The sequence below is a fragment of the Pseudomonas eucalypticola genome (genome assembly GCF_013374995.1).
Classification (GTDB): domain Bacteria; phylum Pseudomonadota; class Gammaproteobacteria; order Pseudomonadales; family Pseudomonadaceae; genus Aquipseudomonas; species Aquipseudomonas eucalypticola.
Map to the genome: position 1 here is coordinate 4,841,361 of NZ_CP056030.1, position 26,087 is coordinate 4,867,447.

Consider the following 26,087-nt stretch of genomic DNA (forward strand, 5'->3'; position numbering starts at 1 on the left):
GTGCAAAGCCTAGATGAGTCCGTGCTGCATGGCCTTCACGACCGCCGACAACTTGTTGCTGGCACCGAGTTTTTCGATACAGCGGGCAATGTGAAAGTTGACGGTCCTCTGGCTGACCGCCAGGGCGGTTGCCACACGCTCCGAGGTCATGCCCTGCGAGGCGCATTTGAGCACTTCCAGTTCACGGCTGGACAATTGTGGACGGGCAACCCTGTTGGAGTCGGGCCTTGGAGAGGTGTCCCGCCAACGAGGCGCCAATGCACCATGCACCAGATTCGTCAGCCACAGCACATCAGCCACTTTGTCATAGAACTCCTGCGCTGTAATACCGTCTTCACGTCGGCAAAGGCTGATCAAAGTGTTACAACCATGCAAGCCTTGCACCATTCGCGTCACGCCGTGGCAGAGTCCGTGAGCTTGGCAATGCTGCCGTGTATCGGGACAAACGCTGAACAGCTCATCATCCCATAGCTGGGGAATTTGAGTATTCGACAACTTCTCAAAGAGTAACGCGAGCATCCATTGCGGATTCTCATTATTGAAACAACTTATGACAGGTGGATAATTATGACGTTGGAAGTGGATCAGCCTTTTTCCATGACGTTCAGCGAAAACAACGACTTCACAATGTTCGAACCCTAGCTGCATTGCGCCCCACAGCAGCGCATCAAAAATAGCATCGACATCCTGTCCGCAGGAAAATCGGTCTAGGTCATTCGCTAACCAATGCATACCATCACCCAACTGAAGATTATTTTTTTTTGGATCCATTTAGATGCAGAACGAATTTAGTTCACCTGCGCAAAGCGCGCCAATAACGAATCGCGATTGAGTCGCTATTTACACACTTTACATTCAAACAAACGTTTAATTAGAGTATTTGCTTAAACCCGGAAGTCAGACGAGCTGGGTAATTCATAAGTCCGTGTGGCCAGGTAGATTGATCGGACCTCGCCACGCTAATCACCGAATGTTCTGAAACTCCTGCTGCCCCTGCCTGTCAGTTTCATAAGCGCGCCCTCTTCACGGCGCCCTCCCCAACGGAAAACCGGTAAGGAATTATGTGCGGATTAGCAGGTGAATTACGTTTCGATCAGCAACCGGCCGACCTCGCGGCCATTGAACGCATAACCCACCACCTGGCCCCCCGCGGCCCGGATGCCTGGGGTTTCCACAGCCAGGGGCCCATTGCCCTGGGGCATCGGCGGCTGAAGATCATGGACCTGTCCGACGGTTCGGCGCAGCCCATGGTCGACCAGCACCTTGGCTTGTCCCTGGCCTTCAACGGCGCTATCTACAATTTCCCGGAGCTGCGTACCGAGCTGGAAGCACTGGGCTACGCCTTCTATTCCGGCGGCGATACCGAAGTGCTGCTCAAGGGCTACCACGCCTGGGGTGAGAGCCTGCTGCCAAAGCTCAATGGCATGTTTGCCTTCGCCATTTGGGAACGCGACAACCAACGCCTGTTCATCGCCCGCGACCGCCTGGGGGTCAAGCCCCTCTACCTGTCGCGCACTGGCCAGCGCCTGCGCTTCGCCTCGGCGCTGCCAGCACTGCTCAAGGGGGGTGATATCAGCCCCATGCTGGACCCGGTGGCCTTGAACCACTACCTGAACTTCCATGCCGTGGTGCCCGCACCCCGCACGCTGCTGGCCGGCATTGAAAAGCTGCCACCTGCCACCTGGCTGCGCATCGACGCCAATGGCAATACCGAACAGAAAACCTGGTGGACACTGCCCTACGGCCCCCGCGCCGACGAAGCGGACCTGAGCCTGGAAGACTGGCGGGACCGCGTGCTGGAAAGCACCCGCGAAGCCGTTGCCATTCGCCAGCGCGCGGCGGTGGACGTAGGCGTACTGCTCTCGGGCGGCGTCGACTCCAGCCTGCTCGTGGGCCTGCTGCGGGAAGTGGGGGTGGACAACCTGTCGACCTTCTCCATTGGCTTCCAGGACGCTGGCGGCGAACGCGGTGACGAATTCCAGTACTCCGACCTGATCGCCAAGCACTACGGTACCCAGCACCATCAACTGCGTATCGACGAAGCCGAGATCATCGAGCAGCTTCCCGCGGCCTTTCGCGCCATGAGCGAGCCAATGGTCAGCCATGACTGCATCGCCTTCTACCTGCTGTCGCGCGAAGTCGCCAAGCACTGCAAGGTGGTGCAAAGCGGCCAGGGCGCCGATGAACTGTTCGCCGGCTACCATTGGTACCCGCAGGTGGACGGCGCCAGCGACCCGTATGCGGCCTACCGCGCGGCCTTCTTCGACCGCAGCTACGACGACTACGCCGCCACGGTGCAGCCGGCCTGGCTGACGGCCAACGACGCCGCCGGTGATTTTGTCCGCGAACATTTCGCCATGCCCGGTGCCGATGCCGCCGTGGACAAGGCATTGCGCCTGGACAGCACCGTGATGCTGGTCGACGACCCGGTCAAACGTGTCGACAACATGACCATGGCCTGGGGCCTGGAAGCACGGACCCCGTTCCTGGACTACCGCCTGGTGGAACTGTCGGCCCGTGTGCCCGCGCGCTTCAAGCTGCCGGACGGTGGCAAACAGGTTCTCAAGGAAGCCGCGCGGCTGGTCATTCCCAGCGAAGTCATCGACCGCAAGAAAGGTTACTTCCCGGTGCCCGGCCTCAAGCACCTGGAAGGCAACACCCTGAACTGGGTGCGCGACCTGCTGCTGGACCCCAGCCAGGACCGTGGCCTGTTCAAGCCGGCCATGCTTGACCAGTTGTTGAGCAACCCCCAGGGCCAACTGACGCCGTTGCGCGGCTCCAAACTGTGGCAACTCGCCGCCCTGAACCTGTGGCTCAGCGAACAAGGAATCTGACCGATGAAAGCCCATGCCACCGCCTACAATCAGCGCCTGTTGCGGGGCCAGTCGCCCACCTATGAACGCCTGCAGGCGCGCTTCGCCGAAGACGGCAGCGTGCCCGATGGCCAGCCCCACGCGGTGCATTGCGGCTGGGGCCGGCTGCTGATCGGGCATACGTTTCCCGACCCCGCCAGCCTTGCCGCCGAACTGGTGAACGAGCACCCGGGTGAACGCGACATTGCCCTGTACGTGGCAGCCCCGCAGCAAGTGCTGGCCCAGGCGCCCCAGCACCTGTTCCTGGACCCTTCCGACACCCTGCGCCTGTGGTTCAGCGACTACCGCCCAGCGCAGCGGGTATTTCGCGGCTTCCGCATTCGCCGGGCGCAAAGCGACGCCGACTGGGAGGCCATCAACCAGCTGTACCTCAAGCGCCGCATGTTGCCCATCGACCCCACCCGCCTCACCCCGCGGCACCAGGGGGGGCCGGTGTACTGGCTGGCTGAAGACGAGGACAGCGGCCAGGTGATCGGCAGCGTAATGGGCCTGAACCATCAAAAAGCCTTCCACGACCCGGAACACGGCAGCAGCCTGTGGTGCCTGGCCGTGGACCCGCGCTGCACCCGCCCCGGCGTCGGCGAAGTGCTGGTGCGCCACTTGATCGAGCACTTCATGAGCCGGGGCCTGAGTTACCTTGACCTGTCCGTGCTGCACGACAACCGCCTGGCCAAGAACCTGTATGCCAAGCTGGACTTTCGCGCCCTGCCCACCTTCGCCATCAAGCGCAAGAACGGCATCAACCAGTCCCTGTTCCTGGGGCCGGGGCCGGGTGCCGAACTGAACCCCTATGCGCGGATCATCGTCGACGAGGCCCTGCGCCGCGGCATCGACGTGCAGATCGATGACGCCGATGCCGGGCTGTTCACCCTCAGCCACCGCGGCCGCAGCATTCGTTGCCGCGAGTCGCTGTGCGACCTCACCAGCGCCATCAGCATGAACCTCTGCCAGGACAAGCACCTGACCCACAAGGTGCTGAGCGCCGCCGGGCTGAGCATGCCTGCCCAGCAACTGGCCGGCAGTGCCGACGACAATGATGACTTTCTGCAGGAGCATGGGCGCATCGTGGTCAAGCCGGTGGACGGCGAGCAGGGTCAGGGCGTCGCCGTGGACCTGAGCACGCTGGATGAGGTGCAGCAGGCCATCGAGCACGCCCACCGTTTCGACAGCCGCGTGCTGCTGGAAAGCTTCCACGAGGGCTGCGACCTGCGCATCGTGGTCATCGGCTTCGAAGTGGTGGCGGCCGCCATCCGCCGCCCGGCGCAGATCGTCGGCGACGGGCAGCACGCCATCGGCGCGCTGATCGAAGCCCAGAGCCGTCGCCGTCAGGCGGCCACCAGTGGTGAAAGCCGCATTCCGCTGGACCATGAAACCCAGCGCACCCTGCACGCCGCCGGTGTGGACTACGACACCGTGCTGCCGGCTGGTCAGGTGCTGGCGGTGCGCCGCACGGCCAACCTGCATACCGGTGGGCACCTGGAGGACGTCACCGACATCCTCCACCCGGTACTGGCCGACGCCGCCGTGCGCGCGGCCCGCGCACTGAACATTCCGGTGGTGGGCCTGGACCTGATGGTCCCTGCGGCTGACCAGCCCGAGTACGTGTTCATCGAAGCCAACGAGCGCGTCGGCCTGGCCAACCACGAACCACGGCCCACGGCACAGAAGTTCGTGGACCTGCTGTTTCCCCACTGTCAGGTATTGAGCTGACGCCTTCAGAATCGGCGGTGGGGTCTCTGCAGGACCGGGCCCCCACGCCATTCCCCTATTTTCAGGAGGTCCTCATGACCACCCACATCCCCGAGCCGGACACCCAGTACCTGCAAAAGGTACTGCTGGAAATGCTGGCCATCCCCAGCCCCACCGGCTTCACCGACACCATCGTGCGCTACGTCGCCGAGCGCCTGGAAGAACTGGGCATACCCTTCGAGCTGACCCGCCGCGGTACTATTCGCGCGACGCTGCAGGGCCAGAAGAATTCCCCCGACCGTGCGGTGTCCGCGCACCTGGACACCATCGGCGCCAGCGTTCGTGCCGTTCAGGACAACGGCCGCCTGTCACTGGCGCCGGTGGGTTGCTGGTCCAGCCGCTTCGCCGAAGGCAGCCGCGTCAGCGTGTTCACCGACACGGGCGTGATCCGTGGCAGCGTGCTACCGCTGATGGCGTCGGGGCACGCCTTCAACACGGCCGTGGACCAACTGCCGGTCAGCTGGGACCATGTGGAGCTGCGCCTGGATGCCTACTGCGCGACCCGCGCCGATTGCGAATCGCTGGGGGTGAACATTGGCGACTTCGTGGCATTCGACCCCCTGCCCGAATTCACCGACAGCGGCCACATCAGCGCCCGCCACCTGGACGACAAGGCCGGCGTGGCGGCCTTGCTGGCCAGTCTCAAGGCTATCGTCGAAAGCGGCCAACAGCCGCCCATCGACTGCCACCCGCTGTTCACCATCACCGAAGAAACTGGCTCGGGCGCCGCGGGTGCATTGCCGTGGGACGTCAGCGAATTCGTCGGCATCGACATCGCGCCGGTCGCACCGGGGCAGCATTCCAGCGAGCATGCGGTGAGCGTGGCGATGCAGGATTCCAGTGGTCCTTATGACTACCATCTGTCCCGGCATTTGCTGAGCCTGGCCCAGGCCCATGACTTACCGGTACGCCGAGACCTGTTCCGCTATTACTTCAGTGACGCACACTCGGCGGTAACCGCGGGGCATGACATTCGTACTGCTTTGCTGGCGTTCGGCTGTGATGCCACCCATGGGTATGAACGCACGCACATCGACAGTCTGCAGGCGCTGAGCCGGATATTGACCGCCTACATACTCAGCCCACCGGTGTTTGCCAGCGATGCGCAACCGGCCCATGGGTCGTTGGAGCGGTTTAGCCATCAGCTGGAGCATGATGCGCAGATGGAAAGTGAGACACGGGTGCCGGCGGTGGATACGTTGGTGGGCCAGAGGTAGAGGGGTTAGGGGGTAGCCCCCGGGGGTTTTGGCGCTCCCAAGATCGAGCGCCGCCCGCCCTGCCCTGGCAGCTATCACGCTTCCGAAAGCGGACAGCTTTTGAAACAACCTCAGTGTTGTTCCCGGAGCGGCATAGGGGATACGTTACCTAGGTCATTGCACATCAATGACCGGATGTGAGAGTCCGCTAATCAAAGCCCCCTGCGTGGTGCCATAAAGTCCTTTGTCGGTCGTTTGTTTGCCGTCACAATACTTACGGTAGCCATGTACGGGAGGCGTATGCCTGGCTGATTTGGCGGCTTTGATCGGCTCTCTCACCCCGTACGTGGCTGCCACCTATTCGTGTGAGAGCGGTAGTTGGCAGTCTTCAAATTATTTGGAGCCGCCAGAATGTCAGACCTCGTACCCGCCCCACCCAAAGACCCTGCCCCCTTCACCGCCGAAACATCATTCGGCCCTCTGACCGAAGCCAACCTCACACTCTTCACCGTCCGCCCCGGCCTGCCTGCCGAGGAGGCGCTGATGCATGCCTCCCACCTGCTCGATTGCCTGGCCAGCAGCACCTACGAGCACGCCGACGGCCTGCAGGGCCATGAGCGAAAGCAGGCAATGTCGCTGTTTCATCTGGTGGAATTGGCCAAGCCGTTGGTAGATGCCGCAATCGACGGCATTCACCAGTACCGCTAGAGAGCCGCACCCCATCCCACAGCGCAAACCCGCGACTGCGGCCCCCCCTGTGGGACCGGGCGCTAGCTCGGGAAGCGGGCAGCGCGGTGCACCAGGCAGACCGCGGCGCGGCCTTCCCGAGCTTCGCCCGGTCCCACAGGGCAAAACCCGCCTCCGCGGCCAACCCTGTGGGACCGGGCGCCAGCTCGGGAAGCGGGCAGCGCGGTGTATCAGGCAGACCGCGGCGTGGCCTTACCGAGCTTCGCCCGGTCCCACAGAGTAAACCCCCACCATCACGGCCATCCTCTGTGGGACCGGGCGCCAGCTCGGGAAGCGGGCAGCGCGGTGTATCAGGCAGACCGCGGCGTGGCCTTCCCGAGCTTCGCCCGGTCCCACAGGGCAAAACCCGCCTCCGCGGCCAACCCTGTGGGACAGGGCGCCAGCTCGGGAAGCGGGCAGCGCGGTGTATCAGGCAGACCGCGGCGTGGCCTTCCCGAGCTTCGCCCGGTCCCACAGAGTAAACCCACCACAGGGCAAATCTCGACACCGCGGCCGCCCCTGAAATGCCTCGCTACCTTGCCTTACGCACTCATCTGCGACGCCTGCGATAAGGTAGCCGTTCCCTTCAAGCTCGATGCAACGGACATGCCTATTTTTCACGAACACCGTTTACGTACCGGGCGCGTATCCGAACACGGTCGGGTCTATTTGATTACTACCATCACCTACGGCCGTGAACGGGTATTCGCCAATTGGCAGACAGGACGGCTGGTAGTGCGTGAAATGGTGAGGGAGGAACAGCGGGGCTATGCTCGCAGCATTGCCTGGGTAGTAATGCCAGACCACTTGCATTGGTTGGTGGAGCTGACCGCGGGGGACTTGTCGCAGATGGTGTGCCGGGTGAAAGCCCGATCCGCAGCCGCCGTCAATACAGCGACCGGGCGCAAGGGCAGCTTGTGGCGCAAGGGCTTCCACGACAAGGCGGTACGCCGGGATGAAAATCTCAAGCACCTGGCGCGTTATGTGGTTGCCAATCCCGTCAGGGCCGGCCTGGTGCGCAGCGTCCGGGATTATGCGCTGTGGGACGCCGTTTGGCTTTGACGCGGTGTCACGTGGCCCCACAGAGCATGCCCCAACGGATCACCCGGGACAACTTTCAGCGGTCGTTGTGACCCAGGTCGCGCTGCGGGTCGATGCAGTCGCGCACGCGCTGCTTGAGCACCTTGGCCTCCGGGAAGCCACCATCGGCCTTGCGTTCCCAGATCTGCACGTCGTCACAAGTGATGCGGAAGACGCCGCCGGTACCAGGCTCCAGGGCCACCCGACCGAGGTCGTCGGCAAAGGTGCTGAGCAGCTCCTGGGCCAGCCAGGCGGCACGCAGGAGCCATTGGCACTGGGTGCAGTAGGTGATGACAATCTGTGGACGATGCGGGCTCATGGCAACCTCAGGCGATTTTCGATAGCAGCTGACGCGCGGCCTGCTTGTCGGCTTCCTCACCCTCACGCAATACCTCATGCAACAGGTCAGCAGCACTGCGCAGGTCACCCTGGTCGATGCAATGCTGCGCCTGCTCCAGTTTTTCCGTGCAGGCCTCCGGGTTGTCCAGGGCGTCGAAATCGACGGTCAGGGCATCCAGTTCCGGCAGGTCGGCCCCCGCCACGAAGTTGTCCAGGAAGGCGTCATCCAGCCCGTCGGCTGGCTTGGTTTCTTCCACCGAAAGGTCTTCGGCAAAATCGCTGAGAAACTGTTCGTCCGGCAGCTCGTAGACGTCAGGGAATTCCTTCAGGTTGCTGGCAAATTCCTCAGTGACCGGCTCGGCGGCGTCAGGCAATGTATCACCGGGTTTGCGTGCCGGCGCCGGATCGAAGGGGCTTACCAGGTCCCAGTCGGCATCCATGGACAGGTCGTCCAGGTTGAGCTGGAAATCTTCCAGGGGGGCTGCCGCCGGCGGTTCCACGGGTGCTTCGGCAATGGCCGGGGCCACAGCGGCGACGGCCGCCAGCGACGGTGCTACCACGGGCTGCGGCGCAGGTTGCAGCTTGGGGTAATGCTCGCGGATGGCGTCGATTTTCGCGGCGTTGAAATCCTGCGCCAGCAACGCCTTTTCTTCTTCGGCGAAACCGGCGACGTCGCCCTGCTGGCCCAGCACCTCCAGAAGGCGCAAGCGCAGATCCGTGCGGTGCGGCTCTTTCTGCAAGCCCTCGCGCAGAATGGCCGAGGCTTCGTTGAAGCGGCCGTAGGCAATGTAAATGCTGGCCCCGTCCAGGGCGTCCGTGGCCGGGCCGCTTTCACGCCGCGGCGCGGGCGATGGCTCGTCTTCGGTCAACTCCCAGGCGGGCACTGCCTCTTCCTGGGCTGGCTTGATGAGCACGTCCGGCTCAGGCGTAGCGAATACCACGGCGGGCGCCAGCAGCGTGCCCTGCTGGCGGCGACGGTTATAGACCATGCCGGCCAACAGCAGCAGGATCAGGACCACGCCCAGAATGGGCAGCCAGGGGAAATCGCCACTGTCATCGACCACCGGCAATGCCGGGGCAGGCGCGCGCGCGGCGCGAGCTTGAGCCAGCTGGTTCTGCAACTGCTGCACCTGCTGGTCCTTGGCCGTCATCTGCGCCTGCAAGGCTTGCAGTTTGCCATTGAGTTCATCGACGTCCTTCTGCAACGGCTGGAACGGCGCACCAGCCTCGGCCGCAGGCGTCGCCTCGGCCGGCGCGACGGTGCCGGTCGCGGGTGCGGGCGCAGGGACGGCATCGGCCACGGGCGCTACCGCCACGGGTGTCGGCGGTGCAGCAGGCACTGGCGCTGGCAACACGGCGACATCGGGTAGCAGCAGGCTTTGCCCGGCTTTGAGCTGGCCGGGGTTGAGCGCGCGCAGGTCGCGCACCAGTACCGCGGTCGGCGTCGGTGTGCCCGCTGCCTGCAGGCGTGTGGCAATGCTCCAGAACGTATCGCCCTTCTGCACAGCCAGGTGCTTGCCCTGGGTGGCTGGGGGCAACGCTACGGGGGCTTTCGGCGCTGCGGGGCGCACTGGCGCGCTGGTGGCATTGGCAGCGCTGGCAATGCTGCTTACCGGGCTGTCATCAAGCTTGGGCGCTGGCGGCAGGTTCACCGTGCCCGGCGGGTCAAGCAGCACGGTGAATTCGCGCAGCAACTGGCCGCTGGGCCGGTTCAACTGCACCAGGAAATCCAGGTATGGCTCGGTAACCGCCTTGGAGCTGCTGACGTGAATGAACTTGCGGTCGCCGCGCAGCACCGGTTGAAAACGCAGGTCGTTGAGGAAGAAGGCACGGTCGACACCCGCGCGGGCGAATTCATCCGCCGAGGCCAGGGCCACCGAGAGGTCGGCATTGTCCAACCCTTGTGCATCCACCAGGGCAATGTCGGCGCTGAGCGGCTGTCCCAGGGAGGAATGCAGGGTGATATCACCCAGGCCCAGCGCTTGGGCCTGGGCGGCGGTGCCCGCCAAAACGGCAGCCAACAGGGCAGCGATGATCGATCTGGAGAAAGGCCCGAAACGCATGGGCCGCGAACGCTCTAGCATGAGAATCCCTTTTTGGAACCGGCTTCCTGTCATTCTGGTTATAGACGGCGAACCGCCCTTTCTCAAAGCCTGTGGCAACCTGTCGTTCAGGATTTCTTCTCGAGGTTGTCCAGAATTTGCTGGTGCACGCGCATGCACACGCGCATTTCGGCCTCATCCACGCCCGCGAACAGTTCGGCCCGCAGGGCATTGGCGATGGTTTCGATCTGCTCGATCAATGGCCGGGCGGATTCACACAGCAGGATCTTTTTCGCCCGCCGGTCCTCCAGCACCGCCTGGCGCTGAACCAGGCCCTGGCTTTCCAGGCTGTCGAGCAGGCGCGCCAGTGTAGGGCCTTCGACGCCCACGCTCTGGGCCAGTTCGCGCTGGGTAGGGGTTTGCTCGAAGCGAGCCAGGTGAAGCAGCACCAGCCAGCGCGCCTGGGACAAGCCCAGGCCAGCCAGGCGGCGATCCAGCTCCGCACGCCAACCCCGGGACATCTGGGCCAGTTGCATTCCGAAACGGTGTTGATCAGTCAACGGCATAAGCGACTCATGGTAAAAGGACAAAACTAACTATTAGCGAGCTAATCATGGCCTTGATAAAGAGGCAAGACTCATGCCTGAACGTTTTTGTATTGCGCTATATACAAAATGACGAATGAAAGACCCTACATTTCGAATTCGGACTGCAACGCCGCCCTGACGCAGTACAGCACGCCTTCCGGTACCCGGCCGGCAAACAGCGGCGCCACGTCGGTCACGGGCGGCAGCTCGCCTTCACCATCCAGAAACGCGTCCTGCACCTCTCCCATCAGGTCTTCGGGCAGATCGAGCGCCTGCTCAAGCGACAGTTGCTGCTGCCCGATGGCCTCGGCCAACAGGGTGTAGACGTTTTTCTCGCTGCATTGCAACTGGCCAGCGATCTGCGCGGGGGTCATGCCGGCGCGCGCCAGGCTGATGAGCTCATGGCGAATGTCGGCCACGGCCCGGGGTGCTTCCTCCGCCCCGCCGTTGAGGACGGCCAGGAACGCCTCGCCGTAGCGGTCCAGCTTGCGAGCGCCCACGCCGCTGACCTGGGCCATTTCCGCCATGCTGCCTGGCTGGCTGCGCAGCATTTCCAGCAAGGTGGAGTCAGGGAAGATGACATACGGCGGCACGCTGTGCTCTTCGGCCAGTTTGCGCCGCAGGGTACGCAGGGCTTCCCACTGGTCACGCTCTTCGGCACGTACCAGTTGGCTGGCAGGGCTGCCGGAGCCGCTGCGCGTGGTGCCCGCCCCTTTCTGTGGCTTGGGCTCCAGGCGCAACAGCAGGGTGACTTCCCCGCGCAGCAGTGGCCGGCACGTGTCGCTCAGGCGCAGGCCGCCGTAGCCGTCGAGGTCGACGTCGGCCAGGCCACGCGCCACCAGTTGGCGGAACAGCGAACGCCATTCGTGCTCGCCGCGGGCCTTGCCCACGCCAAACACTGAAAGTTTCTCGTGGCCAAAGTTGCGGACCTTTTCGGTGTCCTTGCCCAGTAGCACATCGACCAGGTGCCCCACGCCATAACGCTGCCCCGTGCGGAAAATGGCGGACAGCGCTTGGCGCGCCGGCTCGGTGGCGTCCCAGGTCTGCACGCCGTCGATGCAGTTATCGCAATGCCCGCAGGGCTTGGGCATGTCCTCATCGAAATAGGCCAGCAGCGCCTGGCGGCGGCAGCGGGTTTCCTCGCACAGGGCCAGCATGGCATCGAGCTTGTGCTGCTCCACGCGCTTGTGGCGCTCGTCGCCCTCGGAGTTCTGCAGCATTTGCTTGAGCATCAGCACGTCCTGCAGACCGTAGGCCATCCAGGCATCGGCCGGTAAACCGTCGCGCCCGCCACGGCCGGTTTCCTGGTAATAGGCTTCCAGCGACTTGGGCAGGTCCATGTGGGCCACGAAACGCACGTTGGGCTTGTCGATACCCATGCCGAAGGCAATGGTGGCGACCATGATCAGGCCTTCTTCGTTGAGGAAGCGCTTCTGGTTCTGGGCCCGTACGTCGGCCGGCAGGCCAGCGTGGTAGGACAGCGCCGGGAAGCCCTGTTCACACAGGAACGCCGCGGTTTCATCGACCTTCTTGCGCGACAGGCAATAGACGATGCCTGCGTCGCTGCGCCGCTCGGCCAGGAAGGTCATCAGTTGCTTGCGCGGGTTTTCCTTGGGCACGATGCGGTAGAAGATGTTCGGCCGGTCGAAGCTGGACAGGAAGCGCTCGGCGTCCTGCAAGTGCAGGCGGGTGACGATTTCTTCGCGGGTACGCTTGTCGGCGGTGGCCGTCAGGGCAATGCGCGGCACATGGGGAAACTGCTCGGCCAGCTGGCCCAGTTGCAGGTATTCGGGGCGGAAGTCATGGCCCCACTGTGACACGCAGTGGGCTTCGTCGATGGCGAACAGGGCGATGTCCAGGTTGCGCAGGAAGTCGAGCATGCGCGGCTGCACCAGTCGCTCGGGGGCCAGGTAGAGCATCTTCACTTCGCCGCGGCGAATGCGCGCGGCCAGGTCGCGCTGCTGCTCGGCGCTGAGGGTGGAGTTCAGCGAGGCCGCGGCCACGCCCAGTTCCTCCAGGGTGGCCACCTGGTCGTCCATCAGCGCGATGAGGGGCGAGACCACCACCGCCAGGCCCGGGCGCAGCAGCGCGGGCACCTGGAAGCACAGGGACTTGCCGCCGCCGGTGGGCATCAGCACCAGGGCATCGCCGCCGCTGGCCACGCGTTCGATAATGGCACCCTGGCGACCCCGAAAACTGTCGTAGCCGAAGATGTCCTTAAGGACGCGTTGAGCCTGTTCGAGCATATGCACTCCAAATATCGCAGAACCATCCGGGCCCAAGGCTGGATGAAAAACGCGCGCGTTTCACGCAAAAATGCGTAAGCGCCCGTTGCCAGGGCAACCTTTCAGGGCGTGAAACGGCCAAAGCGGCGCATTATACCCGAGCGCCCGCCTGTGCAGGGCGCCGCTGATAAGGCCATGTTTTACAGGCTTGGGTGGCGCAGGTGGCCTAACAAGGCCTAGAATTCACTATCGTAAATTCTCCAAGGTAGCCTTTTAATGTCCTTCGCTGAGCAACTGAACCGTCTGCAAGCCTTCCTCGATGCCGATGACCTGCACGATGAAGCGCTGGACTACGTGGCCGCTCACGGCTATCTGACCGCGCTGTCGATCTGTTCCGAGGACGTGCCGGAGCGCGAGTGGATCGACGCCCTGTTCGCCGAAGAGCCGCATTACGCCGATGCCGCCCAGCGTGAAGAGATCGAAGGCACCCTGGTGGCCCTGAAGGCCCACATCGCCCGGCAACTGGCCAGCGACGAGGAATTCGAACTGCCCTGTGACCTGGACCTGACCGAAGAGCCGGACGATTCCGAGCTGCGCGGCTGGTGCATCGGTTTCATGGAAGGCGTGTTCCTGCGCGAAGCGGCGTGGTTCGAGACCGCCGAAGATGAAGTCAGCGAAATGCTGTTGCCGATCATGGTGGGCTCGGGCCTCTTCGACGAACAACCCGAGTTCGAAGACATCGCTGCCGATGCCAACCTGCAGGACGACATGATCGTGCAGATCCCGGAAGCGCTGACCGCCCTGTACCTGCTGTGCAATGCCCCGGACGAGAAGCCCGCGATCCTCAAGCCGCGCCACCACTGATCGTTTTCGGCCCCAGAGCCGATCCCCGGCCCCCTCCCCTGTGGGGCCGGGAAGTACGCGGTCATGCACCCGCTACTTGCCCGAGCAAAAATATATTCTCCCCACCGCTGTGCTGTCCGTTCGCCATCTCCTAAACTCTGCCCACTGAACACAGAGTCCCCCGGCATGCCCCCTCGCCCGCGTCGACAAGGATGGCTTTCGCCCAGGCTATGGCGCCTGCTTGGTTGGGTGGCGCTGTGCCTGTCGCTGACCGTCGCCGGTCAGAACTGGGCTGAGTGGGACTTCCCGCACATCATCGGCAAGGCCGAGCAGCGCTATGGCGGGCTGGGCTCGGCGCGCGAGCGCATGGAAGCCTGGGCGAGGTTATTGCAGACCAGCGGTGACAAACCCGAGCTGGAGAAGCTGGCGCTGGTCAACAGTTTCTTCAACCGCCAGATGGCGTTCAAGGACGACATGACGGTGTGGCACGTCGAAGATTACTGGGCCACGCCCCTGGAAGCCTTGTGGAAAGGCGCCGGGGACTGTGAAGACTATGCCATCGCCAAATATTTCAGCCTGCGACGCCTGGGGGTGTCCGCTGACAAACTGCGTATCACCTACGTCAAGGCCCTGGAGTTGAACCAGGCGCACATGGTGCTGACGTATTACGCCACCGATCGTGCCGACCCGCTGGTGCTGGACAATCTCAAACCTGACATCAGGCCCGCGTCACAGCGCAAAGACCTGCTGCCGGTGTATGCCTTCAACGCCGAGGGCGTGTACCTGCCGGGTGCCTCGGCCAATGCCCGAACCAGCGACAGCAAGAAGCTGTCCCGCTGGCAGGATGTGTTGCAGAAAATGAAAGCCGAAGGCTTTGCCATTGGCGATGGATAGGAGTGCCCGATGTCATTACTCAAGCAACTGTTCCTGGCGATCTGCCTGTTCCTGGTGGTGGCGTTCAGCGGCAGTTTTTTCGTGGGCCTGGAAAATTCCCGCGAACAGCTGCTCAGCCAACTGCGCTCCCATGGCCAGGACGCTGCCACGGCGCTGGGGCTGTCGTTGGCCCCCCATGTTGACGACCCCGCCATGATCGAGCTGATGGTGTCGTCGATTTTCGACAGCGGCTATTTTTCCAGTATCCGCGTGGTGAACCTGGCCGATAACAGCACCCTGGTGGAGCGCACCTCGCCCCCTGGCACTGGCGAGGTCCCGGCCTGGTTCGTCAGCCTGGTGAACCTCCAGCCCCAGGGTGGCGATGCCCTGGTGATGCGCGGGTGGGAGCAGGCCGCACGAGTGGAGGTACAGAGCAACCCGCAATTTGCCTTGGCCAAGCTATGGGAAACGGCCATCGGCAGCCTGGCGTGGCTGGCATTGTGCGGCCTGTTGAGCGCCATTTTTGGCGGGTGGCTGTTGCGCAAGCAGTTGCGCCCATTGGACAACATGGTGAACCAGGCCAACGCCATCAGCCATCGCGAGTTCCTGACGTTGCCCCGCATACCGCGCACCCCGGAGCTGCGGCGGGTGGTGCTGGCCATGAACCAGATGGTGGAGAAGCTCAAGGCGCTGTTCGCCGAGGAAGCGGCCCGCAGTGAGAAGCTGCGTGAGGAGTCTTATCAGGACGGCCTCACCGGCCTGGCCAACCGCCGGCTGTTCGACACCCAATTGACCAACCAGTTGATCGTTACCGAACAGAACAGCGAAGGTTTTGTGCTGATGCTGCGGGTCAATGACCTGGCCGGCCTCAACCAGCGCCTGGGCGGCCAGCGCACCGATGCGCTGATCGCCGAGGTGGGCGAGGTGCTCAAGCAACTGCTCGAAGACCCGCGCCGCAGCCGCTGGACGGCCGCGCGCAACCGCGGTGGCGAGTTCAGCTTGCTGGCGCCAGGCATCACCGCCGATGACGCGCGGCGCCTGGCCGATGACCTCAGCCGCCAACTGCAGAATTTCTACCTCACGGGCGCCAGCGACTGCACGCCCGTGGCACACATCGGTGCCGTGGCCTATAAACCGGGCGAGGCACCCAACACCGTGTACATGCACCTGGACCAGGCGCTTACCGAGGCGCAGAACCAACCGCAGCACTGGGCGGTGCTGGCGCATTTCAATGGCGCCCCCATCCAGAACCCCCACCAATGGCGGGCGTGGATCGACGAGGCGCTGCAGCAGCGCAAGCTCAAACTCTTCTTTCAACCGGTAGTGCCGTGCGCCGAACCGGGGCAAATCCTGCACCACAAGGTGTTGGCACGACTGCTGGACGCCGAGGGCCAGGCCGTCGCGGCCGGGCACTTCCTGCCCTGGATCGAGCGCCTGGGCTGGTCGGCGCGCTTTGACCTGGCCATGCTTGAGCACACGCTGGATTACCTGCAGGAGCACCCGCACCCCCTGGCGCTGAGCCTGTCGGGCACGACCTTGCGCCGCGAAGAGTACCTGACGCCCATTCTGGACCTGCTCAAGGCCAACCCCGGCCAGGCGCACTTGCTGACCCTGGAGGCCGATGAACACCACTTGCCGCCGCCTGAGCAGATGCAGGCCCTGAGCCAGGCCATCCGCGACACCGGCTACCGCCTGGGCCTGCAGCACTTTGGCGGGCGCTTCAGCCAGATCGGCAACCTGACGCACCTGGGCCTGGCGTACTTGAAGATCGATGGCAGCTACATCCGCGCCATCGATCAGCAGAGTGACAAACGCCTGTTCATCGAAGCCATCTACCGCGCCACCAACAGCATCGACATGCCGCTGATTGCCGAGATGGTGGAAACGGCGGGTGAGTTGGAGGTGCTCAAAGAGCTGGGACTGCATGGCGCGATGGGCCGCTTGATCGGCGCGCCTGCAGCGCAGATTTGAGAGAACGCCCGTAGACCCCACAAAATCGGGCTCGGGGGTAACGCGCTGTACCTGCCGAACCGCGGCGCGGCCTTCCCGAGCTTCGCCCGGTCCCACAGGGCAAAACCCAGCCACCGCGTGGGAAGCGGGCGACGCGCTGTGCCGGGAGGACCGCATCAACAGGGCCAAAAAAAATCCCGCCTCAGAGGGCGGGATTTTTCAGCTTGCTGCCTCGATCAGGCCACATCCACCTTCAATGAATGATCCCCGAGCATCCCACTGATGATCGTCGCCGTGTCATGGGACGACACCGTGCCGCCACTGCCTGGGGTCACCCCGTAGTGGCTGGCCAGGTTCACGCCTTGCAGGTCGATGGTCTGGGTGGCCGCGCCGCCGGCAGTGGTGCTGACGTCGATGCTGGAAACCAGCCCCGAACCGCTGCCGGTAACCTTGAAGTGCAGGTAGTCGTCCAGGGTCGAGGCCGTGGCGCCATCACCTTGCAGCAGTTGCGACAGGTCCAGCTTGTCGGTACCCACGGTGAAGTCGGTGATGGTGTCGTGCCCGCTGTTGCCTGCCAGGTACTTGAAGGTATCGGCACCGTCGCCGCCGGTCAGGGTGTTGTCGCCCAGCCCGCCGATGAGCGTGTCGTTACCGCCGCCACCGTTGATGACATCGTTGCCGACGCCACCGGTGATGACGTTGGCCTGAGCGTTACCGGTCAGGTGGTCGCCATAATCGGAGCCGATCAGGTTCTGGATGTTGTTCAAGGTGTCTTGGCCAGCGCTGACCGTGTCCTGGGCCGTGGTGATGCTCAGGTCCACGGTGACCGGGCCCTTGGCCGCGTGGTAGCTGACGGTGTTAACGCCCGCGCCGCCGTCAAAGGTGTCATTGCCTTTGCCGCCAATCATGAAGTCATTGCCCGCCAGGCCCAGCAATGTGCTGCCGCTGTCGTTGCTGATCAGGATGTCATCACCCGCCGTGCCGGTCAGGGTATAGCCGTCCTGGTAGGTGATGGTGGCGGCCGCGGTGTCGCTACCGCCGTGGGTATCGCTGACGGTGTAGGTGGCCGGCAGGTCCGGGGTGTAGTTGGCCGCCCCCGCGTAGTTGATGCTCATGTCCAGGGTATAGGCCGTCTGCCCGGTGTGGTTGGCGGCGTGGCTGATGTGGATGGTGTAGTCACCCTCGGTGGTGGCCGTGAGCACACCGCCGTCACCCAGTGTGGTGGTGGCCCCATTGCCCAGTTGCCAGGTCATGTTCAGGTGACTGTTGCTGGTATCGGACAGGTTCAGGCTTTCACCGGCTTTCAGGTGCACCGTCAGGGTGTCACTGGCGTTGGCGCTGTTGTTGATACCCAGGGTGCCGAGGAAACCGCTGACCACCAGCAAGGCCGTCATGTTGCTGGTACTGATGTTGAAGTCACTGCGGTTGATGGTCAGCACCTGGTTGCTGCTGGTGTTACTCACGCCGTTGAACTGGAGGGTCTGCACGGTGGCGGCGGTGAAGTCCGCCCCCTTGGGCGCCCAACCGGTGTCGAAGCCGGTGTTGACTACGGTCAGCGGGTCGCCATTGGCATCGGTGTCGTTGGCCGTCAGTGCCTCGCTGGGCACGAGGATGGTCGAGGACAGCACGTTGGTGATCACATGGTCGGCCACGGCCACAGGTGGCGAGTTCGGCGTCACGGTCACGCTCAGGTCGGCCGGGTTGGATGTGTCGCCGTCGTTGTCGGCCAAGACGAACGTCACCTTGTCGGTGAAGGTGCTGGCGCCCCCACTGGAGGCGGCGGTGTAGGTATAGGCGCCGGTGTCCATGTCGACCACCACCGTGGCACCGTGGCTGGTGGCCACGCTGATGCTGTTGGTGCTGGTGTCGAAGGTACCGTGGCCGCTGGTGCTGCTCGCGGTCATGCCCCCTTCACCGTTGTTGGCCTTCGGATCGTAGGTGTAGGTCACGCCGTCCACGGTGATGGACTTGATGAACCCGCCGTCGGCGCCGAACGTGCCATTGGTCAACAGGCTTCCCGCCAGCGCCACGCTCTGCACGGTGCTGCTGAGCACCCCGCTGAGGTTGTTGAGGTCGGTGACCACGTTGGCGTTGGTATTGGTGCCGGTGGTGCCGTCATAGGCGATGGGGTTCAGGTACTGGCTGTCGACGCCGGTGCCCAGGCCGATGGCGTACGCCTTGATGTCATTGGCGCTGAGGAAATCGGTCCAGGCTTTCTCTTCGGTGGTGTCGATGCCGTCGCCCAGGTTGGGGTTGGTCTGGCTACCCGACTGGCTGCCCCCCGAGGTCGGGTGGGTGCTGGACAAGGTCGGGTCACCGTCGGAGAAGAAATACGCCACGTTCTGGCCGCCCACCAGCTTGCCATTGGCGCTGAACGCGGTCTCGGCGCCGCTCAGGGCATAGTCATAGTTGGTGCCGCCGTTGGCCTGCAAGGTCGCGATGTAAGCCTTGGCGGTGGCCACGTCGACCCACACGTTGCTGGGGATGGTCACGCCATTGCTGAACGTGACGATCTGCACCTTCACATCACCCATGCCGTCGTACTGGTCAAGCAGCTTGCCGATGGCCTGCTTGGCCAGGTCCAGGCGCGACAGGTTGCCGACGCCGGAAGGGTCGTCCATGCTGCCTGAGACGTCGATCACCAGCAGCACGTTGGAGTTGACCTCCGGTGCGATGGCCACGCGGTCGATGGCCCCTGCCTGGGGTACGTCGTCGGTGATGGCGATCACCAACTGGTTGGTGATGGTGTTGCCCTGGCTGTCGGTGGCCCGGTACGTGACGCTGTCCGTGGTGTAGTCGTTGCCGTTGTTGGCCGCGGGGTCGGTCTTCGGCGCCGAGGTCAGGGTGTAGGTGTAGCTGCCGTCGGCGTTGAGCTGGATGACCCCATACTGGGTGTGCACCAGCCCGTCCTGGGCACCGTCGATGCTGTAGGTGATGGTCCCGACACCGCCCGAGACAGAGCCCACCAAAGAGCCGCTCGCGGTTTCGGCGGTGGAGTCGGGGTCGCTGCCGACCACGGTGCCGGGGGCCAGGTCCTTGCCGTCCTGGTTTAGGTCCAGCGCGGCTTCGGCGACGGTCAGCGCCGGGCCATTGCCAGGCTCCAGGTGCAGGCCACTGCTGCCGATGTCGATGGTGACGGTGGTGGTGCTGATGTCGCCATCTTTGTCCGCCACCGAGTAGGTAAAGGTATCAGTGACGGCGCCCTGGGCCGCCGCGTTGGCGTTGGCGTGGTACAGGCTGCTGCCGTCGGCCGTGATCACCAGGAAGCCATACAGCCCTTGGACGACGGTATTGGTGCCGCCGATGACCGGGGCAGACGTATCGCCCCCCGCCTTCACACCGACCACGCCAAAGAAGCCGTCGGCCCCGGAAACGTCATTGGCCAGCACGTTGCCGCGCACCGTCTGGCCCTCGACGATCGACGCGCCATCGGCGTAGGCCTGGGGCTGGTCGTCGACGATCTTGATGGTCAAGGTGCTCGCCACGTGGTTACCGACGCTGTCGGTGGTCACCACGGCGAACGTTTCAGTGGTGCCCAGGCCGTACACGGTGGGCGCGCTGGTCAAGGTGTAGGTGTAGCTGCCATCGGCGTTCATGTGGATGACGCCATACTTGCCAGACATGTCTCCGCTGCTGTCGGAGCCGTACAGGCTGTAGTTGAGCGCGCCTACACCGCCGCTGACGGAACCGGCCACGGTGCCGCTCGCCGTTTCCTGGGTCCAGTCCGGGTGGCTGCCGGTGGTGTTGCCCGGCGCCAGGTCCTTGCCGTCCTGGGTCTTGTCCAGCGCCGCTTCGAACACGGTGACGCCGTCGACGTTGGTGGCCTTCAGGTGCGAGTCGTCGACCTTGATGGTCAAGGTGGTGGTGCTGACGTCGCCGTCCTTGTCCATCACCGAGTAGGTGAAAATGTCGAGGCCACCCTTGGCGCCGACCGAGTTGGCGTTGGCGTGGTAGACGCTGGTGCCGTCGGCGCCGATCACCAGTTCGCCGTACAGGCCCTGGATGACAGTGCCCACGCCCGTGGTCACGGTCTTGGTGATATCGGCACCGGCCTTGACACCGATCACCCCCGCGAAGCCATCGGCGCCGGACACGTCATTGTTGAGGACGTTGCCTTGGGCGGTCTGGCCTTCGGCGAGCTTGGCGAAGTCAGGCACGGCCACCGGATGGTCGTCGACGATCTTGATGGTGAGCTGGCTGGCGACGTGGTTGCCCACGCTGTCGGTGGTCACCAGGGTGAAGGTTTCGGTGGTGCCCAGGCCCACCACTTGCGGCGCGCTGGTCAGGGTGTAGGTGTAGCTGCCATCGGCGTTCAGGTGGATGACGCCGTACTTGCCCACGGTGTCGCCGTTGGTGTCGGAGCCGTAGACGCTGTAAGTCAGCGCCCCTACCCCGCCACTCACCGAGCCGGCGACGGTGCCGCTGGCGGTTTCCGAGGTCCAGTCCGGGTGGCTGCCGGTGGTGTTGCCCGGCGCCAGGTCGTTGCCGTCCTGGGTCTTGTCCAACGCCGCTTCGAACACGGTGACGCCGTCGACGTTGGTGGCCTTCAGGTGCGAGTCATCGACCTTGATGGTCAAGGTGGTGGTGCTGACGTCGCCGTCCTTGTCCATCACCGAGTAGGTGAAAATGTCGAGGCCGCCCTTGGCGCCGACCGAGTTGGCGTTGGCGTGGTAGACGCTGGTGCCGTCGGCGCCGATCACCAGTTCGCCGTACAGGCCCTGGATGACAGTGCCCACGCCCGTGGTCACGGTCTTGGTGATATCGGCACCGGCCTTGACACCGATCACCCCCGCGAAGCCATCGGCGCCGGACACGTCATTGTTGAGGACGTTGCCCTGGGCGGTCTGGCCTTCGGCAAGCTTGGCGAAGTCAGGCACGGCCACCGGATGGTCGTCGACGATCTTGATGGTGAGCTGGCTGGCGACGTGGTTGCCCACGCTGTCGGTGGTCACCAGGGTGAAGGTTTCGGTGGTGCCCAGGCCCACCACTTGCGGCGCGCTGGTCAGGGTGTAGGTGTAGCTGCCATCGGCGTTCAGGTGGATGACGCCGTACTTGCCCACGGTGTCGCCGTTGGTGTCGGAGCCGTAGACGCTGTAAGTCAGCGCCCCTACCCCGCCACTCACCGAGCCGGCGACGGTGCCGCTGGCGGTTTCCGAGGTCCAGTCCGGGTGGCTGCCGGTGGTGTTGCCCGGCGCCAGGTCCTTGCCGTCCTGGGTCTTGTCCAACGCCGCTTCGAACACGGTGACGCCGTCGACGTTGGTGGCCTTCAGGTGCGAGTCATCGACCTTGATGGTCAAGGTGGTGGTGCTGACGTCGCCGTCCTTGTCCATCACCGAGTAGGTGAAAATGTCGAGGCCGCCCTTGGCGCCGACCGAGTTGGCGTTGGCGTGGTAGACGCTGGTGCCGTCGGCGCCGATCACCAGTTCGCCGTACAGGCCCTGGATGACAGTGCCCACGCCCGTGGTCACGGTCTTGGTGATATCGGCACCGGCCTTGACACCGATCACCCCCGCGAAGCCATCGGCGCCGGACACGTCATTGTTGAGGACGTTGCCCTGGGCGGTCTGGCCTTCGGCGAGCTTGGCGAAGTCAGGCACGGCCACCGGCTGGTCGTCGACGATCTTGATGGTGACCTGGCTCTCCACCTGGTTGCCGACACTGTCGGTGGTCACCAGGGTGAAGGTGTCCAGGGTGCCCAACCCGGGAACTTGCGGCGCTGTATTGAGGGTGTAGGTGTAGGTGCCGTCGGCATTGAGGTGCAAGGTGCCGTACTGGCTACTGACGTTGCCGTTGCTGTCCGCGCCGGCCAGGCTGTAGGTCAGTGCGCCGACGCCGCCAGTGACGTAGCCAACGACAGTGCCGCTTCCACTTTCCAGCGGCGAATCAGGATGGCTGCCGGTGGGCAGCGCAGCCTCGAATACCGTGACGTCATCGACGTTGGTGGCCTTCAGGCCGGCGTCGGTGATGGTAATGGTCAGGGTTGTGGTGCTGATGTCACCGTCCTTGTCCGCCACCGAGTAGGTGAAGACATCGGTGACACTGCCGTTGTTGGCGACGTTGGGGTTGGCATGGTAGGTGGTGCTGCCATCGGCGGCGATGGTCAACACGCCGTAGTCGCCAGCGATGGCCACGCCCACACCGGTGGTAACGGTACTGGTGCTGCTACCGGCCTTGACCCCCACGACACCCCCGAAGCCATCGGCGCCCGAGGCATCGTTGGACAGTACATTGCCGGTCAGCAGCGTCTGGCCTTCGGTCAGCGACTCGGTATCGGCTACCGCCTTGGGTACGTCGTCGACGATGGTGGCGGTCAGTTGGCTGGTGGCGGTGCTGCCGTCGGTATCAGTGGCCACCACGGCGAAGGTTTCGCTGATGCTGTTGGCGCCCTGCACGTCCGGGTGGGTGTCTGCATGGGTCAGGGTGTAGCTGTAGCTGACGACGCCGGTGGTGGGGTTGTAGCTGTTGATGGTCAGGGTACCCAACTGGGTGACCACACTCACCGGCGAGCTGATGCCCACGCCATTGGTGACCACGGCGACGCCGCCCACGGTCAACGTCTGCAGGCCATCGGGGGCGCTGACGGTGAACTGGCCGTTCTGCACCAGAGCCGCGGCGTTGGGAGCGCTGCCGTCGGCCAGGTTGGCTTCGTTGACCGTGGTCGACAGGCCACCAGCTTCGGGCGCGGTGATGGTGACCTGATCGTTGATGTTGGCGATGTTGAGGGTCAGCACGGCGGTGCTGGTGTCGCCGTCGGCATCGCTGAGGGTGTAGGTGAACGTCTCGGTGCCGGTGCCACCGCCGTGCAGGTCATGGAACGCCTGGCCGGCCGCGTTGAGGGTATAGGTGTAACTGCCGTCGGCCGCCAGCACCAGGGTGCCGTAGGTGCCGGTGTAGGTACCGGCAGTGATCGGGCCGCTGGTAGAGGTCACCGCGATGCGGTCAGCGCCCTGTACGTCGTTGGTCAGGACGTTGCCAGTCAATACCAGGTTCTGCTCGGTGGCCGCGGTAGTCGGGTTGTCGACGATGGCCTGGGGCACGTCGTCCACCACGGTCGCGGTGAGCTGGCTGGTGGCGGTACTGCCGTCGGTATCGGTGGCCACCACGGCGAAGGTTTCGCTAATGCCGTTGGCACCTTGCACATCGGGGTGGGTGTCGGCGTGGGTCAGGGTGTAGCTGTAGCTGACGACGCCCGTAGTGGGGTTGTAGCTGTTGATGGTCAGGGTGCCCAGCTGGGTGACCACACTCACCGGCGAGCTGATGCCCACGCCATTGGTGACCACGGCGACGCCGCCCACGGTCAACGTCTGCAGGCCATCGGGGGCGCTGACGGTGAACTGGCCGTTCTGCACCAGAGCCGCGGCATTGGGAGCGCTGCCGTCGGCCAGGTTGGCTTCGTTGACCGTGGTCGACAGGCCACCTGCTTCGGGCGCGGTGATGGTGACCTGATCGTTGATGTTGGCGATGTTGAGGGTCAGCACGGCGGTGCTGGTGTCGCCGTCGGCATCGCTGAGGGTGTAGGTGAACGTCTCGGTGCCGGTGCCACCGCCGTGCAGGTCATGGAACGCCTGGCCGGCCGCGTTGAGGGTATAGGTGTAACTGCCGTCGGCCGCCAGCACCAGGGTGCCGTAGGTGCCGGTGTAGGTACCGGCAGTGATCGGGCCGCTGGTAGAGGTCACCGCGATGCGGTCAGCGCCCTGTACGTCGTTGGTCAGGACGTTGCCAGTCAATACCAGGTTCTGCTCGGTGGCCGCGGTAGTCGGGTTGTCGACGATGGCCTGGGGCACGTCGTCCACCACGGTCGCGGTGAGCTGGCTCGTGGCGCTACTGCCGTCGGTATCGGTGGCCACCACGGCGAAGGTTTCGCTAATGCCGTTGGCACCTTGCACATCGGGGTGGGTGTCGGCGTGGGTCAGGGTGTAGCTGTAGCTGACGACGCCCGTAGTGGGGTTGTAGCTGTTGATGGTCAGGGTGCCCAGCTGGGTGACCACACTCACCGGCGAGCTGATGCCCACGCCATTGGTGACCACGGCGACGCCGCCCACGGTCAACGTCTGCAGGCCATCGGGGGCGCTGACGGTGAACTGGCCGTTCTGCACCAGAGCCGCGGCATTGGGAGCGCTGCCGTCGGCCAGGTTGGCTTCGTTGACCGTGGTCGACAGGCCACCTGCTTCGGGCGCGGTGATGGTGACCTGATCGTTGATGTTGGCGATGTTGAGGGTCAGCACGGCGGTGCTGGTGTCGCCGTCGGCATCGCTGAGGGTGTAGGTGAAACTGTCGGTGCCGGTACCGCCACCGTGCAGGTCATTGAATGCCTGGCCGGCCGCATTGAGGGTGTAGGTGTAACTGCCGTCGGCCGCCAGCACCAGGGTGCCGTAGGTGCCGGTGTAGGTACCGGCAGTGATCGGGCCGCTGGTGGCGGTGATCGAGATGCGGTCGGCGCCCTGGATGTCATTGGTCAGGACGTTGCCGGTGAGTACAAGGTTCTGTTCGGTGGCAGGGGTGGTGGGGTTGTCGTTGATGGCCTGGGGCACATCGTCGACCACACTGACCACCACCGAGCCGCTGCTGCTGGAACCGTTGCTGTCGGTGGCGGTGACCGGCAGGTTCTCGGTGACGGTGTTGGCGCCACCACCGCTGGACTGGTTGTCGGGGCCGGTGAGCGTGTAGCTGTAGCTGACCTGGCCCGTTGTGGGGTTGTAGCCGGTGATGGTCAGGGTATTGCCCAAACCCGTGGTGATGGACTGGCCAACACCCACCACCACGCCGTTGTTGACCACGGTGATGCCGCCGACGCTCAGGCTGCTGAGCCCATCGGGCGCCGACACGGTGAAGCTGTTGGCCTGGGTCAGGGCGCTGGCCAGCGGGCTGGAGCCATCGACCAGGTTGGCCTCGTTGACGCTGACGCCAGCGCCGTCACCGGTCAACCCGGTGAGCGTCACAGGGTTGTCCACCAGCACCACGGCGGCATTGGTGTTGGTCAGCGCCGCGACCTGGGGAACGGTGAACTCCGGGACGCCGTTGAACCCTGCAGTGGGGAAACCTACTACCGGGTCGATCGAACCACCGGTTTCAGTCAGCAGCACAAAACTGTGACCGCCGCCCGCTTCGCCGCCCTGGGCTGGCGTGCCAGCGGCGGCTGGGCCAGCCGCGGTGGCTTCAGCCGCCTGGGTGGGGTCGGCGCCCGCCGCGATGGCTTGCTGGATTTTCTGCACGTCCGTCAGCTCAGCCTGGCTAGGCGCGGTGACTTCCTGGGTCGCCACATGGGGCGCCGTGTCACCCAGCATGTTCTGGTTGAGGGTGACTTCACTGTCACGTCCCAGGGTCAGCTCCTTGCCGTTCTGCAAGTGCACTGCCACCGCGCCATCAGCGCCGGTGTCCAGCTGTTCGCCGGCGAACAACCGGTCCCCCTGGTGCACCTGGCGGCGGCTGCCGTCGGTGCCAATCGCGAAAACCTGTCCGATTACCTGACTGACTACACCAATCAACGTGGCCATGTGCACTCCTCATCTGCCGCTGGGGCATGGGGTTTTGCAGAAAAAGTGCTATCGGCTTCGCGCAGCGGTGTGGCTGATGGCTCTGCGGACACTGGATCGACGCATGCGTT

14 protein-coding genes are annotated in these 26,087 nt (G+C 64.2%); 8 read left to right on the top strand and 6 right to left on the bottom strand.

What is annotated here, in order from left to right:
• Positions 1–9 precede the first annotated feature (9 nt).
• Positions 10–771: a helix-turn-helix transcriptional regulator gene (locus HWQ56_RS21540; protein ID WP_176571745.1), complete on the bottom strand. Its 762-nt coding sequence runs from the start codon at positions 769–771 to the stop codon at positions 10–12.
• Between the two features lie 290 nt (positions 772–1,061).
• Here HWQ56_RS21540 and HWQ56_RS21545 point away from each other — a divergent pair, with 290 nt between their 5' ends.
• From HWQ56_RS21545 to HWQ56_RS21565, 5 genes are all read left to right on the top strand, one after another.
• Positions 1,062–2,834 (top strand): N-acetylglutaminylglutamine amidotransferase, encoded by a 1,773-nt coding sequence (locus HWQ56_RS21545; protein ID WP_176571746.1) that lies wholly within the window; start codon positions 1,062–1,064, stop codon positions 2,832–2,834.
• 3 nt (positions 2,835–2,837) lie between these two features.
• Positions 2,838–4,583 (top strand): N-acetylglutaminylglutamine synthetase, encoded by a 1,746-nt coding sequence (gene ngg, locus HWQ56_RS21550; RefSeq protein ID WP_158158040.1) that lies wholly within the window; start codon positions 2,838–2,840, stop codon positions 4,581–4,583.
• Between the two features lie 74 nt (positions 4,584–4,657).
• Entirely contained in the window at positions 4,658–5,839 is a 1,182-nt protein-coding gene (locus HWQ56_RS21555; RefSeq protein ID WP_158158039.1) for an osmoprotectant NAGGN system M42 family peptidase, read from the top strand.
• A 390-nt stretch (positions 5,840–6,229) separates the two neighbouring features.
• Positions 6,230–6,526 carry a DUF6124 family protein gene (locus HWQ56_RS21560; RefSeq protein WP_176571747.1) on the top strand — a complete coding sequence of 99 codons (297 nt, stop codon included), beginning with the start codon at positions 6,230–6,232 and terminating at the stop codon, positions 6,524–6,526.
• 624 nt (positions 6,527–7,150) lie between these two features.
• Positions 7,151–7,606 (top strand): REP-associated tyrosine transposase, encoded by a 456-nt coding sequence (locus HWQ56_RS21565; RefSeq protein ID WP_176572462.1) that lies wholly within the window; start codon positions 7,151–7,153, stop codon positions 7,604–7,606.
• A gap of 55 nt (positions 7,607–7,661) precedes the next feature.
• Here HWQ56_RS21565 and HWQ56_RS21570 read toward each other — a convergent pair whose 3' ends face one another.
• The 4 genes from HWQ56_RS21570 to recQ form a co-directional block, all read right to left on the bottom strand.
• A complete protein-coding gene (locus HWQ56_RS21570) occupies positions 7,662–7,943 on the bottom strand; it encodes an Rdx family protein (protein ID WP_158154305.1) in 282 nt (93 codons plus the stop codon).
• Positions 7,944–7,950: 7 nt separating this feature from the next.
• On the bottom strand, positions 7,951–10,047 hold the full coding sequence (locus HWQ56_RS21575; RefSeq protein ID WP_245217796.1) for a FimV/HubP family polar landmark protein: 2,097 nt from the start codon (positions 10,045–10,047) through the stop codon (positions 7,951–7,953).
• An 86-nt stretch (positions 10,048–10,133) separates the two neighbouring features.
• On the bottom strand, positions 10,134–10,571 hold the full coding sequence (locus tag HWQ56_RS21580; RefSeq protein ID WP_176571748.1) for a MarR family transcriptional regulator: 438 nt from the start codon (positions 10,569–10,571) through the stop codon (positions 10,134–10,136).
• 125 nt (positions 10,572–10,696) lie between these two features.
• On the bottom strand, positions 10,697–12,838 hold the full coding sequence (gene recQ / locus HWQ56_RS21585) for a DNA helicase RecQ (RefSeq protein WP_176571749.1): 2,142 nt from the start codon (positions 12,836–12,838) through the stop codon (positions 10,697–10,699).
• 255 nt (positions 12,839–13,093) lie between these two features.
• Here recQ and HWQ56_RS21590 point away from each other — a divergent pair, with 255 nt between their 5' ends.
• The 3 genes from HWQ56_RS21590 to lapD all read left to right on the top strand — a co-directional run bounded on the left by HWQ56_RS21590 (position 13,094) and on the right by lapD (position 16,504).
• A complete protein-coding gene (locus HWQ56_RS21590; RefSeq protein ID WP_158154302.1) occupies positions 13,094–13,681 on the top strand; it encodes a UPF0149 family protein in 588 nt (195 codons plus the stop codon).
• Positions 13,682–13,846: 165 nt separating this feature from the next.
• On the top strand, positions 13,847–14,554 hold the full coding sequence (gene lapG, locus HWQ56_RS21595) for a cysteine protease LapG (RefSeq protein WP_158154301.1): 708 nt from the start codon (positions 13,847–13,849) through the stop codon (positions 14,552–14,554).
• A 9-nt stretch (positions 14,555–14,563) separates the two neighbouring features.
• Positions 14,564–16,504: a cyclic di-GMP receptor LapD gene (gene lapD / locus HWQ56_RS21600; protein WP_158154300.1), complete on the top strand. Its 1,941-nt coding sequence runs from the start codon at positions 14,564–14,566 to the stop codon at positions 16,502–16,504.
• Between the two features lie 215 nt (positions 16,505–16,719).
• Here the strand turns inward: lapD and HWQ56_RS21605 are convergent, their stop codons facing one another.
• Positions 16,720–25,977: a retention module-containing protein gene (locus tag HWQ56_RS21605; RefSeq protein WP_176571750.1), complete on the bottom strand. Its 9,258-nt coding sequence runs from the start codon at positions 25,975–25,977 to the stop codon at positions 16,720–16,722.
• Positions 25,978–26,087: the final 110 nt, after the last annotated feature.

Excerpts from the sequence above, each read along its gene's own strand:
- lapG (WP_158154301.1), top strand. The coding sequence starts at position 13,847 with ATGCCCCCTCGCCCGCGTCGACAAGGATGGCTTTCGCCCAGGCTATGG.
- HWQ56_RS21545 (WP_176571746.1), top strand. The coding sequence starts at position 1,062 with ATGTGCGGATTAGCAGGTGAATTACGTTTCGATCAGCAACCGGCCGAC.
- HWQ56_RS21570 (WP_158154305.1), bottom strand. The coding sequence starts at position 7,943 with ATGAGCCCGCATCGTCCACAGATTGTCATCACCTACTGCACCCAGTGC.
- HWQ56_RS21565 (WP_176572462.1), top strand. The coding sequence starts at position 7,151 with ATGCCTATTTTTCACGAACACCGTTTACGTACCGGGCGCGTATCCGAA.
- HWQ56_RS21560 (WP_176571747.1), top strand. The coding sequence starts at position 6,230 with ATGTCAGACCTCGTACCCGCCCCACCCAAAGACCCTGCCCCCTTCACC.
- lapD (WP_158154300.1), top strand. The coding sequence starts at position 14,564 with ATGTCATTACTCAAGCAACTGTTCCTGGCGATCTGCCTGTTCCTGGTG.
- recQ (WP_176571749.1), bottom strand. The coding sequence starts at position 12,838 with ATGCTCGAACAGGCTCAACGCGTCCTTAAGGACATCTTCGGCTACGAC.
- HWQ56_RS21580 (WP_176571748.1), bottom strand. The coding sequence starts at position 10,571 with ATGCCGTTGACTGATCAACACCGTTTCGGAATGCAACTGGCCCAGATG.
- HWQ56_RS21540 (WP_176571745.1), bottom strand. The coding sequence starts at position 771 with ATGGATCCAAAAAAAAATAATCTTCAGTTGGGTGATGGTATGCATTGG.
- HWQ56_RS21555 (WP_158158039.1), top strand. The coding sequence starts at position 4,658 with ATGACCACCCACATCCCCGAGCCGGACACCCAGTACCTGCAAAAGGTA.
- HWQ56_RS21590 (WP_158154302.1), top strand. The coding sequence starts at position 13,094 with ATGTCCTTCGCTGAGCAACTGAACCGTCTGCAAGCCTTCCTCGATGCC.
- ngg (WP_158158040.1), top strand. The coding sequence starts at position 2,838 with ATGAAAGCCCATGCCACCGCCTACAATCAGCGCCTGTTGCGGGGCCAG.
- HWQ56_RS21575 (WP_245217796.1), bottom strand. The coding sequence starts at position 10,047 with ATGCTAGAGCGTTCGCGGCCCATGCGTTTCGGGCCTTTCTCCAGATCG.
- HWQ56_RS21605 (WP_176571750.1), bottom strand. The coding sequence starts at position 25,977 with ATGGCCACGTTGATTGGTGTAGTCAGTCAGGTAATCGGACAGGTTTTC.